This window comes from Ochrobactrum sp. PL_is483, assembly GCF_055816855.1.
This window is the reverse complement of record NZ_JBVPGS010000023.1, coordinates 1-12,646: the sequence shown is the minus strand read 5'-3', so window position 1 is coordinate 12,646 and position 12,646 is coordinate 1. Positions and strand designations below refer to the sequence as shown.

The following is a 12,646-nucleotide window of genomic DNA, read 5'->3' as shown; positions in this document are numbered from 1 at the left end:
ATCTTGTCATTTGGTCCTGGACATGGCCAACTGTTTTTAATGAATAAGTCAAGTGATGATATTATGCGTCTATTCTCGGGAAAGCGCATTCTGATTTTTGAAGACGGGTTTCTGCTATCGGAAGAAGCAGCCGCCAGACTGGTGAATGCCGGAGCTATAGTGCTTGGCCCGGTCAGTACTGCCAATCAGGCACTGAATTATCTGGAAACCGGGGCGGTAGACGCTGTCGTTATGGATGTCGCGCTGGAGCCGGACGCAGTGCTCCCGCTCATCGCCCAACTGGAACTGGATGCCATACCCTTTATATTCGCACTGCCGGAGAACCCAAGACTGGATAGCCAGCGCTTTGCCGGATTCGTGCTGAGTGCCCGCCACAAGGACCTCTCTACAATAGCCGAAGCATTGTTCCTGCGCCGCACTATGGAACAATAGAGCTCTTCCAGATCAGAAAAGGTTCGGTAAAGCAAAGGGTTAAAACGACCTTTCTTTCCGCATCCCAGGTGGCAAATGGCCTGACTGTTTGCAACAGACCATGGCTTCTCGTCAGGACGTTGCCATCGCAAATTTCATGGTCCCAACTTTTCTCCATCTACTTGTTGCGATTGATTTGCAATGACAAAAGATGCTTTCTATTTCTATTGTTAGAACGAAGAACATTTGGCTCTAAGGTCGGCTAAAAAGTAATATTTGCATTTGTTTAATTTTCAGGGAAGCGCCTCCCCTCGGATGCTTCCTCCCTTTAATCTGTGCACCCATTCGCCCCTGCGCCCTCGCGCGGGGGCCTTTTCGCATATCTTGCGCGTAAGAGACCGCTAAAAAGAGCCTGCGTCGTACTCGGAGAAAGAAGTCTTCTTCGACTGTTTGGTGCATCGGCCCAAAAATCGATTCCAGTTTGCGGGCGGATGCTGCGAAGTCGATGAAAGGTTCCCCCAAGAGACCTCAGCGATTGTAGGTACACACCTTCCAGCTGATCGAGCACCGCCTTTTATTGCCGCGCCATGTCCAGGACGATTGCGTTTCGGCACCATAAGGCACTCTCTGAAAAATGGTTCGGCTTCGATATCACCCCTCTGTGAGCGGGATTGAGTACAAGCTTTCGCTTCGCCGGATTGATCCGGCGAGCCTGTTGTGTTCTTACAAATCCTATTACCAGCACCGAGTATCTCCTATGACGTCCCGAAAAGCCTACCATGCCCAAGCCCTGAATTATGTCGAAAGCGGTCAACTGGCAGGCGACCTCGGGCGCCTGGTGGCCCGCCGCTCCATCAGCCAATCCGAAGGCACCCCAGATGCATTGCGCGCCTATCTGACAGACGACATCAGCCCGCTGCTTCGAGGCTATGGCTTCGATACGACGGTCTACGATAATCCGCTGCCTGACGGTCCCCCGCTGATGATCGCCCGATATCTTGAGGACGCGGCTCTGCCAACCATCCTTGTTTACGGCCATGGGGATGTCTGCAACGGCGAAGCACATCGCTGGCGCGCGGGCCTGCATCCATTTGAGTTGGTGCAGGAAGATGACCGCCTCTACGGGCGCGGCACTGCTGACAACAAGATCCAGCATCTGATCAACATCACTGCCCTTGGCCTGCTGCTCAAGGCGAAGGGGAAGCTTGGATTCAATGTCAAGTTCATATTGGAAATGGGCGAGGAAACCGGCTCTCCCGGCTTGCGAGAGTTCCTTGAAATGAAGCGCGGCGAACTCGCGGCAGATGTATTGATCGCTTCCGATGGACCGCGCCTTTCACCTGCTATTCCAACTGTTTTCATGGGTTCCCGGGGAGCGGTTGATATCGACTTGACGGTGCGGCTACGAGACGAGGATCATCATTCCGGCAACTTTGGCGGGCTTCTGGCTGATCCCGGGATCATTCTGGCGCATGCTCTGGCAAGCATTACGGACAGCCGGGGCCAGATAAAAATTCCCGAGTGGCGTCCAGGCAGCCTGTCGAACGAGGTACGCGCTGCGTTGGCAGACCTACCCTATCGTCAGCACGATCCCGAATGGGGCGAAGAAGCCCTGACCCCTTCAGAACGGGTCTTTGGCTGGAATTCCTTCGCGGTTCTTGCCCTGTCTTCGGGAACGATCGATGCACCCCAATCGGCAATTTCAACAACGGCGCGAGCTGTCGGCCAGTTGCGTTTCGTGGTCGGAACGGACATGGACGACATCGTGCCTGCGCTTAGACGTCATCTGGATGCACACGGCTTCAACAGGGTAGATGTCTCGTGCCGTGGCGAAGCATTCAAGGCGACGCGTTCCGCGCTCGATCACCCCTGGGTGACTTTCGTCTGCAGCTCAATTGCGCGAAGCATCGGACAACGGCCGCATATTTTACCCAATCTGGCCGGCTCACTGCCAAATGACATGTTTACCGATATTCTTGGTTTGCCCACCATATGGGTTCCGCACAGTTATGCCGAATGCTGTCAGCACGGACCAAACGAACATGCGCTACTTTCGATCGCGCGACAGGGCATGCTAATCATGACGGATCTGTTTCTCGATATCGGAGCCGCCACCGACACAGCCCGTATCGGCCCAGATGGTTTCCAAACAACGTAGTCATTGGACCCGGTGTGCTTGTCACCAGGCAAGCTTGGGCACCGCGTCCAACAGCATGCGCGTATATGGTTGCCGTGGCGCGGCGAATATATCAGAAACAGCGCCTTCCTCGACAATCTTGCCGTGGTGCATGACGACAACCCGGTCGCAAAGATGGCGCACCACGGACAGATCATGGCTGATGAAAAGCAAAGTCAGGTTGAGGCTTTTCCGCAGTTCAAGCAGCAGGTTGATAACCTGCGCCTGAATCGAAACGTCAAGCGAAGCCACGGGTTCGTCGCAAACGATCAGTTCCGGCTGCATTGCCAGCGCCCGTGCTATGGCGATGCGCTGTCGTTGCCCGCCGGAGAACTGGTGAGGATAACGGTCGGCCAAGGAAGGATCGAAGGCAACCGATTTCAGCCAGCCATTGACGTAATCTCGTGCGTCTTTCTTGGTGCAAAACCCGTGGGCGATGGGTCCCTCGGCAACCGACTGGAATATGGTGCGGCGCGGATCGAGAGAGGCAAAGGGGTCCTGAAAGATCATTTGGACGGACGTCCCGATCTTGCGCTCATTCTCCCGTAGTTTGCGACCATCTACCTGAACATTTCCAGTTGTGGGCGTGGAGATGCCGCAAATGATGCGGCCCAGCGTCGACTTTCCCGAACCGGATTCGCCGACAAGACCCAGCACTTCGCCGCGCGCAATCGTTAGATTTGCCGACTGGACTGCACGGACCGCGTGCGGCGGTTTCGCCAGACCGAGCCGCTGCGCGAAACGGCCAAGCGAACCGACCGGCTTTTGGAAAACCATTGTGACATCCTTGGCGGTCACGAAGTTCGGATTGGGTTCGGCCGGCTTGTCGATCTTTGCTTGCGCGGCAGAAAAATGCCCAACGCTCTCGGTTGCGTTTGAGGTCAGGAGCTCTCCGGGTTGCTTTCGCGACGGCAGGGCGTCCAGCAGTCCCTTTGTGTAAGGATGTTGGGGTGATCCCAGAACATCGGCAACATTCCCTTTCTCGACGATCTTGCCAAGCCGCATGACGGCTATCTTTTGCGAAATCGAGGCAATTGTCGCGAGATCGTGGCTGATCCAGATCATCGAAATACCGAGTTCGGCAACGAGCGCCTTAACCTCTTTCAGGATTTCAGCCTGTACAGACACGTCGAGCGCTGTCGTCGGTTCGTCTGCGATGACCAGTTTCGGATTGTGAAGCAAAGCGATGGCAATCGCCACTCGCTGACGCATACCGCCAGAAAATTCGTGCGGATACTGATCGACCTTCTTTTCCGGCTCAACGATGCGCACGCGGGCCAGTGCTTCAACGGCTCTGCGGCGCACTTCTGTATCCGAGGCCTTTTCATGGGCACGGATCGCCATAGCGATCTGGTCAATCACCTTGAGAACCGGATTGAGGGTCATCATCGGGTCTTGAAAGACCATCGAGATTTCCCGACCACGCAAGCGGCGCAACTGGCTTTCCGGCAGTCCGACCAGTTCCTTGCCTTCAAACCGGATGGAGCTGCCGGATTGAATTTTGCCCGGCTTGTCGATCAGTCCGATAAGCGAGAAGCCGGTGATCGACTTGCCGGAACCGGATTCTCCCACCAGGCCGAGGATCTCGCCCCTGCCTAGCTCGAACGAAATGCCATCGACGGATTTCACTATGCCGCGGTCGGTCTCGAAATAGGTTCGCAGGTTATCGACATGTAACAGAGCGGTCATTTGCGCAACCTCGGGTTCAATATATCCCTGATCTGGTCGCCCATGAGATTGATGGCCATGATCAGAACGATTAGTGCAACGCCCGGATAAATGGAAATCCAGTAGCGGCCAGACAGAAGATATTGGAAGCCGTTGGCGATCAGCATGCCCAGGGATGGTTCCGTCGGAGGAAGGCCAACGCCGAGAAACGAGAGCGTTGCTTCAAGCGAGATGGCTGACGCGACCTGCACAGTCGCTACGACAATAAGCGGCGGCAGGGAGTTGGGCAGGATATGTCTTGTCACCACGTGCCAGCCGCTCATTGGCACCGAAAGCGCGGCCTGCACGTAATCCTTCTGCCGTTCCGCAGAGGCAGCGCCGTGTGCAGTGCGCACGAAATAGGCATATTGGGCGAAGACGAGGGCCAGAATAAGCTGCCATTTCCCCTGCCCGAGCACAGCCGCAACCACGAAAGCCAAAAGGATCGCGGGAAACGACAATTGCACATCGACAAGACGCATGATGAACGTCTCTGTCCTTCCGCCAAGATAGGCAGCAAAGCAGCCGACAACCGCGCCGAGGCTGAAGGCGATAGCGCCTGCGATCAGCCCCATTTCGAGCGATATGCGCAAGCCGTAGATGATAGCGGACAACAGGTCGCGTCCCTGGCTGTCCGAACCGAGCAGATAGTGCATGCCGCCAGCGCCCACATAACCCGGAGGACGGCGCGCATCGCGCAGCACCAGCGACTTGAGGTCGTAGGGATCTTGCGGCGCAATCCACGGTGCGAATATGGCCAGCAATGCAATGATGGTGACCACCGCCAGCGCGATAACCGCCACCTTGTTTCTTGAAAAAGCCCGCCAGAACTCCCTCACAGGAGATGTGCCGACTGTTGCAGCGATGGGTTGAGTTGATAGTGTTTCAGTCATCTCAGCGACCTTTCTGGCGCAGTCGCGGATCAAGGGCTGCATAAGCCAGATCGACGCACAGGTTGATGACGACAAAAAGTATGGCGACCATCATCAGATAGGCGACCATGACAGGGCGATCGAGCGACGCGATGGAGTCGACGATGAGCTTTCCAAGTCCCGGCCAATTGAAAATGGTTTCCGTGACGAGAGCAAATGCAAGCGTCGAGCCGAGTTCCAGACCGAACACCGTAACGAGCGGAATGGAGATCAGTTTCAAGACATGCCGGCGTAGAATTACATGTTCAGGGATGCCCGCGGCGCGGGCAAATTTAATCGTGTCGGTGGTCATGATTTCACGGGTGCCCGCTGCTGCCAGGCGGCACATCATCGCCATCTTGAACAATGCCAGATTGAAAACCGGCAGCAGGAGATGCGACCAGCCATCCCGGGTCAGAAACGAAAACGGAATTCCGAAAATATCGGCGGTCGCTCCCCGGCCGCCAGCGGGCAGCAGACCGAGCTGAACCGCAAACACCATGATCAGCATCAATCCGATCCAGAAGGTGGGCACGGAAAAGCCGAGTATCGAGCCGGCCATGATCAGCTTTGAAACAATGCCGTCCGGTTTGTAGCCAGCATAAACGCCTAAAGGAATGCCGATCAGGGAGGCCAGCAAAACGGCGATAACGGCAAGTTCCAGCGTGGCGGGTAGCCGCTGGGCAATCAATTCGCTGACCGGCATGTTGAACACGAATGATCTGCCGAAATCTCCGCTGACGGTCTTGGCGACGAAGTCGGCATATTGTTTCCAGAGCGGTTGATTGAGACCATATTCCTCGATAACCCGCTGGCGGATTTCCTGCGTCACATCCGGCGAGATAAGCACGTCAATGGGATTGCCGATGACGTAAACGCCAATGAACACGAGAAGGGACATGACTACCAGGACGATGAGCGCCTGTCCTGACCTGCGCAGAATGAATGAGGCCATTGGCTTTTCTCTGGTTAGAGCATTTCCCGCAAAAGTGCGAAGCGGTTTTGCGTAGGATAATGCGAGAACAAATAGTCAGACCGGTTCCGGCGATTTCGTGGTGACCGGAACCGATCTGTCGCACCGGCTCAAAATCGGGATCGATTTTGGAAAGCCGATGCGTGGGTTTAAAACTGGAACGACATTCGTGCACCCAGATGGACGTATGGCGCCCTAATGCCAGTCATGCTCGATCTCGTGGCGGGTTTCCTCAACAGCCACTTTCCAGATTTCCATCATGTCCTGATCGGGCCGCTGAAAGACGCCGTGATAGTTGCCCTCGGCAATACGCTCGCGCTTTCTGCCTGCATCGACCCGTGCGGACGCGGCAAAATCGATGCGCTCCTTCTTGAAATTGGGGACCGGCGCACCTTCCAGACGGGTCCACGGAAAGTTTTCCATCCAGCTGGCATGGCTGGCGGCAGGGTCTATCTCCAACACTTTTGCCATGGTTTTCGGTGCGCGCCACCAGTCATGAAGCTTGACCGAACTATCCCGATGGCTGTTCATCCATTCCGAGAGGAGCGGGTTGATCGGCGTATTGCCGCCATGGCCATTAACGATCAGGATGCGGCGGAAACCTGCATGGTAAGCGCTGTTCAGAATATCCTCGATCACATTGATGTAGGTCCGTAGCGTCAACGTAATTGTACCGGGGAAATCAGCGAAGCCGGAGGCCATCCCATAGGGCAGGCAAGGAAACACCGGCACGCCTGTTGGTTCGGCTGCCTCCACGGCGACCCGTTCAGCCAGAATCATATCAGTCGCAAGGCTCAGATAGGCGTGTTGCTCGACGGACCCGATCGGGATCACACAGCGATCATCCTCCTTCACACGTGCTTCGACCTGCGACCAATGCATGTCCTGAATACGCATTTTCGTCTCCTGCAATTTTCCGATTGGCAACCAGTGCGCGCTTACCCCTCGCGAAGAGGGCTGTACGACGGCGTCCCCATATTTTAATTTTTAATTCGGTTCCATTAGGAACAAAAAAATAGAGTTGACGCAAGATTATTTTTAAATATCGTTCCAAATAGTACTAATTGGAAAATCTTCGAGGATTTGCCGATGGACGATCTGTTGCGTACAGCCCTTTATGAAGGGCGCGCCGGGAGGGAGGAACCGGGGCTGTCGAGTCTTTCGGAAGGCGACCCCCTTTATCCCAAGCTTTGGCGAAATCCGTGCTGGCTTTCCTTCCGATTGAACTATCTGGCGTTGCGGTTCAACAATCCTGTCTACGGATTGATCCAGCAGCAGCTCGGCCTGTTGCGACCGGAGTTTGTTGTGCTCTGGTCGCTCTACTTGAGCGACGAACTGACCCTGACCGAAGTCGTGCGCTCGTCCGGCTTTCCGAAAAATACGTTGAGCCGCGCCGTGAACAAGCTGGACACGCTGGGTATGATCAGCCGCGATCTCGACCCCATTGATCAGCGCCGCGTTGCATTAAGGCTGACAGAAAAAGGGCGCTCCGCCGTTGAAGCTGTCGAGGGCCGGATGATGGATCACGAGCGGATCATGCTCGAATGCCTTTCGCCCGCCGAACGTTTAAACCTGTCCGAAATTCTGACCAAGCTGGTGGTGGCCTCTGAAAACTGGCCGCAACAGCTCGCTGCCGATTTTGAAGCGGTCGAGGGCGAAGATAGCTGAGAAAGCCTGTACCGACCGATAAGGGCAAGCCCGCTGGCCGCGGATTTTACTGATGATCAATACAATGAGAAAAGGGGAATAGGATGACCATTCGCGCGATATTCAACACCGCCTTGCTGGCATCAACACTGATGATGCCGCTGTCTGCGATGGCAGCCGATCTCGTCATTGCGACGAAATCCGGGCCAGCTTCGATGGACCCGCATTTTACGGCAACCTCCGCGAACGCCGAAGCGACCAAGCATGTCTTCGACACGCTTTTGAAATCAGGCAACAAGCTTGAAGTGGAGCCATCACTGGCGGTGAGCTGGAAACCAGTCGATGAGACGACGTGGGAATTCAAGCTGCGTGAAGGTGTCAAATTCCATGATGGTTCGGATTTCACCGCCGAGGACGTGAAGTTCTCGATTGAGCGCATTCCCAATGTCACCGGGCCAAATCCTTCCACCATTTATGTTCGCCGGGTGAAGGGTGTGGAAGTGGTTGATCCGCTGACTGTCCGTGTGACCACAGTTGGACCCGCGCCGACTTTGCCAAATGATTTCGTGCGTCTGTTTATTGTTTCCCACAAGGCTGCGGCAGATTATTCGACCAAGGAAACGGCTGCCGACGGCTTCAATTCAGGCAAGGCTACAATTGGCACCGGCCCTTACAAGTTTGTCAAATGGGCTCCCACGCAGGATCTGGTGCTGGAAAAGTTCGACGGTTATTGGGGTGGCGTCCAGCCGTGGGACCAGGTGGTACGCAAGGAAATTCCAAATGATGCCGCCCGCGTCGCACAGCTGAAGGCCGGGCAGGTTGACCTGATATCCAAGGTCCCCTCGACCGATCTTGCGGCATTGGAATCCGATCCGAAGCTGGAAGTCGTGAAGGACGAGTCCGTCTATATTCCCTATCTGGAGTTCGATTTCCGCAAGGAAACGCCAATGGTCTGGGACAAGACCGGCAAGAAACTGGAAAAGAATCCGTTCCTCGACCCGCGCGTGCGTGAGGCATTCGATCTGGCCATTGATCGCCAGACAATCACGGAAGTCGCGCTGGAAGGCATGGGCTCGGTTCCGACGCAAATGGTGGCGTCCAATATCTTCGGCTACAACAAGGATATCGCCTCGGCTGCATATGACGTCGAGAAGGCTGCCAAGTTGATGACAGATGCCGGTTATCCTGACGGTTTCAAAGTGTCGCTGAACTATGCCAATGACCGTATGCCGATGGAACTGGGACCGACAATCGCCCAGTTGTTGGCCGCGATCAATGTTCAGGTCGATGTCAGCGGCGTTCCTGCGGCAGTGTTCAATCCGGCCAAGACGCGTGGAGATTATTCGCTTTACATGGCCTCCTGGGGCACGCTGACGGGCGAATCCAACTACATGCTTTCTTCACTGATGCATACCAATGATCCGGAAAAATCACTGGGCGCATTCAACACGCGTGGATATTCCAACCCGGAAATGGACAAACTGATTGAAGATGCTGGCAGTGAAATGGACGAGGCCAAGCGCGGTGCTCTCCTTGAAAAGGCCAATCTGCTTGTTTCGACAGACAGGCCGGACCTGCCGCTTGCCGTGAACATGTCGGCATGGGGCGTGAAAAAGGACAAGATTTCCTATACGCCACGCTCCGATGAAGACACTTTGGCGATGGACGTCAAGCCGAAATAGGAACAATCTCTGCCGGCGGCTTAAGGGCCGCCGGAAGTCTCCGCGCTTCGGCATATCGCCCCGCCCCGCCGGAGCCGCGCGGATGGAATTGGCTCCCGCTTTGGGAGCCAGGTTTCAGAACTTGTAGCTTACGCCGATATTGCCGCCCCAATTGCGGGAAATATCCTTGCCGCCGGAGAAATCCATGTCGGCATGCACACTCAGCGCATCACGCAGCTGGTAGGCAAACCCCACGCCAACTTCACCGCGCGTGCCGTTGAAAGCGTTGTTGAAGTCGACCGTATTGATCCGCAGCTTGTTGGAGTCCACGAATTCCTGCGCCACGGCCACACGAACATAGGGCTGGAAAATACCGCCATTATCCAGCTTGAGATTTCGGCCGAAGGTGGCGCCGATGCGGCCCTGCACCGAACCATAGGCGTTGCCATGCGCCGACATGTCGTTATCGAGGGTATAATCGAACGAGCCGATGCGCAGTGCCGACAACTGGGCGAATGGTTCGGCATACCAGCCGGAGGCAAGTTCATAGGTCTTGCCAATCTCGATCTGACCACCGACGCCAGTGGCGCTGTAATCGCCTTGCGCGCCCGCGCCATCGCTCATCACCACGCGCGCATCGTTGGCGAAGCGATTGACTTTGAAAAGACCGTCCACATAGAGCCCGTCATTACCGAGCCACGTTGCATAAAGACCGCCATAGCCGGAATCGACTTCGCCCTTGGAGCCGCCGTCCAGATCAACGGTGGAATTCGAGTAACCACCAAAGACACCAAGGATGAGTGGCAAGCCCCCAAGATTGACTTCGCGTTCGGCACCGGCTTGCAGACCCCAGACAGACTGATCGAAATCGGTGCCGCCTGCACCATTGCCGTTGAGATCACGACCATAGGAACGCCCCCAAAGGCCATTTTCGCCCTTGCCCATGCGCACGTCACCAAGGCGTTGGCGCAGCGTCCCGGTTTCTGCATACCAGATGTTGGCCGCCGCGGCATCCAGGCTTATGACCGTCTTCGCACTTTCTGACAGCTCTGCCGGGCGCACTGGATCGACAGGATCAACCGGTCCCTCGCCCCTCTTTCCCCATAGTTGCCAGTTATCACCGACCTTGTTCAAGTAATATTTGTAGGCTCCAAAATCAACCGCGCCGCCTTCGACGGCAAACCTGGCATTGCCGCCATTGGTTTCGACCACGGTCAGCGCATTTTCCACTGTCGGCTCCGCGCCACTGTTCGTGATACGCAACGTGAAATCACCATTCGCACCGCCCGCCTCAGTGACGACGAGCTTGTCGCCCTCAGCTACGCCGAGATGGGTGCCCGCCGCAAAAGTGCCTGTACCTGACAGCGTACCGACAGTCAGTGTGTGGAATGCGTCGCCCGACCCGTCGCTGATTTCCACCACGCCGCCATTCATGGCAAGATTGGTCACGCCGCCGTCGGCAACCATCTTCCAGGTTCCACCCGAATTCAGCGTCAGGTTGCCGACACCCGACAGTTTCCCCTTCAGGCTCGCATTATTGCGAAGGGTAACGTCCGCAGTACTAAGTTCATCAACAACGACATCGCCATCGATGGCGCTATTGTCTACCGTGAAATTGACAGTAGAATGAAGAAGAGTCCCGTCTGACCATCGGCCTCCTATTACCTCCAGCGCAATCCCGTTGCTGGAAAGCAGCTTAGACCCATTGGCGACCAGAATGTCAGCACTGGTGTTGGAACGTATATAGCGAGATTCCACTAAAATTGCGCTGCCGTCTTGCCCCTGAACCGTAGAATTATCGATAACGGCCTTCCGCCCAATATCGAGAGGGTCGCGATTACGTAGATCTGTTAAAATCCAAAGACCTTGAGTGCCCTTAAGGCTGCTCTTATCTGTGACATTCAATTTGCCGTTCGTGAACACCACACCAGGGTTGGACGTCCCCTGCGCGGTGGAGCTTGAAAGATTCACGGTTCCGTAAGTAACGTAGACGGCGTTCGCAGTGCTGTTGAAAATATTGCTGTTGGCGATATTGGCGACAGACCCGTGCCAGGCTGACACAGTCCCTAAGCCACCGATAGAGGAAATCCTCGCACCAGAAATATTAGCGGTACTTCCATTTTCGAGATCTACCCCGCCATGAACGCCGCCTTCAGTGTCAACTATACCACCATCAATGTTGACCGTCGACGCATTGGCATGAATTCTGTCAGTTTCGCCGCCTGGATGCACATTCAAGGTCGCACCGTTGGTCAAAATCCAGTTTTCAACCGGATCTCCCGGCTCGACGTCAGCACTGCCTCTGGAAAGATCGCGCGCCAGCACGGCTGAACTCGTGGAGCAGAGCAAAAGTGCCGCAGCGATTGCGATCAGAGAATGACGATGATTGTAAACATGCATAACTATTATATACCCTTCTTGAGAAATTTCTCTCATCTTCCTTAAATGATAAGAGAGAACTTAACCTTCGTTTCAAGAGAAATGATTAATTATAGATTGTCCAATAATATACTAATATTGATACCCATATCTCTAATGAGGCGATCAATAACACGAAAATTTGGAAAATAAAAATCCACCTCGAAACTAAAATAATATATATATGTCAAAATCACGAAGCAAAGTAAAGTAAAAAATATAGTAATTTCAGTATACTATTAATAATTAAATCATTAATTACTTTAATACAAATCGCCTGTTTATGCTCCCTTTTGGAATAATAGACAACCATCCGAGCGCGGTTGATCGGATCCAATCGGCGCTTTAGCCTTTTCTCTCAAAAGAACAATTTTATCGATTCCCGCTTCATTCAGGCCAGATTCCGCCAAGCATGCAGACAGTTAACATATTGGCCGACTGTTGGATGCATTCACCGCAACAAACCGATGCGGGCCACTTCAGCCCGGTTTTTGCAGCTATCACATATCAGCCGCTGGCAGAACGTTCCGGTTTGCTCCAGCAAGAAAGCCCCGGTTGTTACCGGGGCCCAGACCGCTGACAAACCCGTCGATATTTTTCGGCGGGTTTTGTTTTTGGGAGGGGTCGCGTTTTGTGCCTGCACTGGCGAGGCGTTGCAAACGGCTGCAGCCGCTCATGCGCTGGCTGCCTTTGGCGTCTTTGTCAGGACCATGGCGATCTTCTTGATGTTCTGTGCGGCGGC

The 12,646-nt window shown here is 54.7% G+C and carries 10 protein-coding genes; 4 read left to right on the top strand and 6 right to left on the bottom strand.

Annotation, left to right across the window (positions count from 1 at the left end):
- The first annotated feature begins 63 nt into the window (after positions 1-63).
- Together AC0TNJ_RS03310 and AC0TNJ_RS03305 are read left to right on the top strand one after the other, a co-directional pair.
- Positions 64-432, top strand: a complete 369-nt coding sequence (locus AC0TNJ_RS03310; protein WP_122000811.1) for a transcriptional regulator — start codon at positions 64-66, stop codon at positions 430-432.
- 736 nt (positions 433-1,168) lie between these two features.
- Complete coding sequence (locus AC0TNJ_RS03305) at positions 1,169-2,569, top strand: M20 family metallopeptidase (RefSeq protein ID WP_473770217.1); 1,401 nt, start codon at positions 1,169-1,171, stop codon at positions 2,567-2,569.
- Positions 2,570-2,590: 21 nt separating this feature from the next.
- Here AC0TNJ_RS03305 and AC0TNJ_RS03300 read toward each other — a convergent pair whose 3' ends face one another.
- From AC0TNJ_RS03300 to AC0TNJ_RS03285, 4 genes are all read right to left on the bottom strand, one after another.
- The gene (locus AC0TNJ_RS03300) at positions 2,591-4,276 is read right to left on the bottom strand and encodes a dipeptide ABC transporter ATP-binding protein (protein ID WP_473770216.1); all 1,686 of its coding nucleotides are present in this window, start codon (positions 4,274-4,276) and stop codon (positions 2,591-2,593) included.
- Positions 4,273-5,187 (bottom strand): ABC transporter permease, encoded by a 915-nt coding sequence (locus tag AC0TNJ_RS03295; RefSeq protein ID WP_473770215.1) that lies wholly within the window; start codon positions 5,185-5,187, stop codon positions 4,273-4,275. The genes AC0TNJ_RS03300 and AC0TNJ_RS03295 overlap by 4 nt, the downstream gene beginning before the upstream one ends.
- 1 nt (position 5,188) lies before the next feature.
- Positions 5,189-6,160, bottom strand: a complete 972-nt coding sequence (locus AC0TNJ_RS03290) for an ABC transporter permease (protein ID WP_473770214.1) — start codon at positions 6,158-6,160, stop codon at positions 5,189-5,191.
- A 213-nt stretch (positions 6,161-6,373) separates the two neighbouring features.
- Positions 6,374-7,075, bottom strand: coding sequence for a creatininase family protein (locus AC0TNJ_RS03285; protein WP_473770213.1), 702 nt, complete (start codon positions 7,073-7,075; stop codon positions 6,374-6,376).
- 192 nt (positions 7,076-7,267) lie between these two features.
- On the opposite strand from AC0TNJ_RS03285, the gene AC0TNJ_RS03280 reads away from it, so the two are divergent.
- Together AC0TNJ_RS03280 and AC0TNJ_RS03275 are read left to right on the top strand one after the other, a co-directional pair.
- A complete protein-coding gene (locus AC0TNJ_RS03280) occupies positions 7,268-7,846 on the top strand; it encodes a MarR family winged helix-turn-helix transcriptional regulator (RefSeq protein WP_473770212.1) in 579 nt (192 codons plus the stop codon).
- Between the two features lie 83 nt (positions 7,847-7,929).
- Positions 7,930-9,507 (top strand): ABC transporter substrate-binding protein, encoded by a 1,578-nt coding sequence (locus AC0TNJ_RS03275; RefSeq protein WP_473770211.1) that lies wholly within the window; start codon positions 7,930-7,932, stop codon positions 9,505-9,507.
- A gap of 114 nt (positions 9,508-9,621) precedes the next feature.
- On the opposite strand, the gene AC0TNJ_RS03270 is transcribed toward AC0TNJ_RS03275, so the two are convergent.
- Together AC0TNJ_RS03270 and AC0TNJ_RS03265 are read right to left on the bottom strand one after the other, a co-directional pair.
- Positions 9,622-11,886 (bottom strand): autotransporter outer membrane beta-barrel domain-containing protein, encoded by a 2,265-nt coding sequence (locus tag AC0TNJ_RS03270; RefSeq protein WP_473770210.1) that lies wholly within the window; start codon positions 11,884-11,886, stop codon positions 9,622-9,624.
- Between the two features lie 518 nt (positions 11,887-12,404).
- Positions 12,405-12,646 (bottom strand): hypothetical protein (locus tag AC0TNJ_RS03265; protein ID WP_473770209.1); only part of this gene is annotated, 242 nt, incomplete at its 5' end.

What these genes read in the sequence shown, in the direction of transcription:
- AC0TNJ_RS03305 (WP_473770217.1), top strand. Translation starts at nt 1,169, where the DNA reads ATGACGTCCCGAAAAGCCTACCATGCCCAAGCCCTGAATTATGTCGAA.
- AC0TNJ_RS03270 (WP_473770210.1), bottom strand. Translation starts at nt 11,886, where the DNA reads ATGCATGTTTACAATCATCGTCATTCTCTGATCGCAATCGCTGCGGCA.
- AC0TNJ_RS03295 (WP_473770215.1), bottom strand. Translation starts at nt 5,187, where the DNA reads ATGACTGAAACACTATCAACTCAACCCATCGCTGCAACAGTCGGCACA.
- AC0TNJ_RS03275 (WP_473770211.1), top strand. Translation starts at nt 7,930, where the DNA reads ATGACCATTCGCGCGATATTCAACACCGCCTTGCTGGCATCAACACTG.
- AC0TNJ_RS03310 (WP_122000811.1), top strand. Translation starts at nt 64, where the DNA reads ATGCGTCTATTCTCGGGAAAGCGCATTCTGATTTTTGAAGACGGGTTT.
- AC0TNJ_RS03280 (WP_473770212.1), top strand. Translation starts at nt 7,268, where the DNA reads ATGGACGATCTGTTGCGTACAGCCCTTTATGAAGGGCGCGCCGGGAGG.
- AC0TNJ_RS03300 (WP_473770216.1), bottom strand. Translation starts at nt 4,276, where the DNA reads ATGACCGCTCTGTTACATGTCGATAACCTGCGAACCTATTTCGAGACC.
- AC0TNJ_RS03285 (WP_473770213.1), bottom strand. Translation starts at nt 7,075, where the DNA reads ATGCGTATTCAGGACATGCATTGGTCGCAGGTCGAAGCACGTGTGAAG.
- AC0TNJ_RS03290 (WP_473770214.1), bottom strand. Translation starts at nt 6,160, where the DNA reads ATGGCCTCATTCATTCTGCGCAGGTCAGGACAGGCGCTCATCGTCCTG.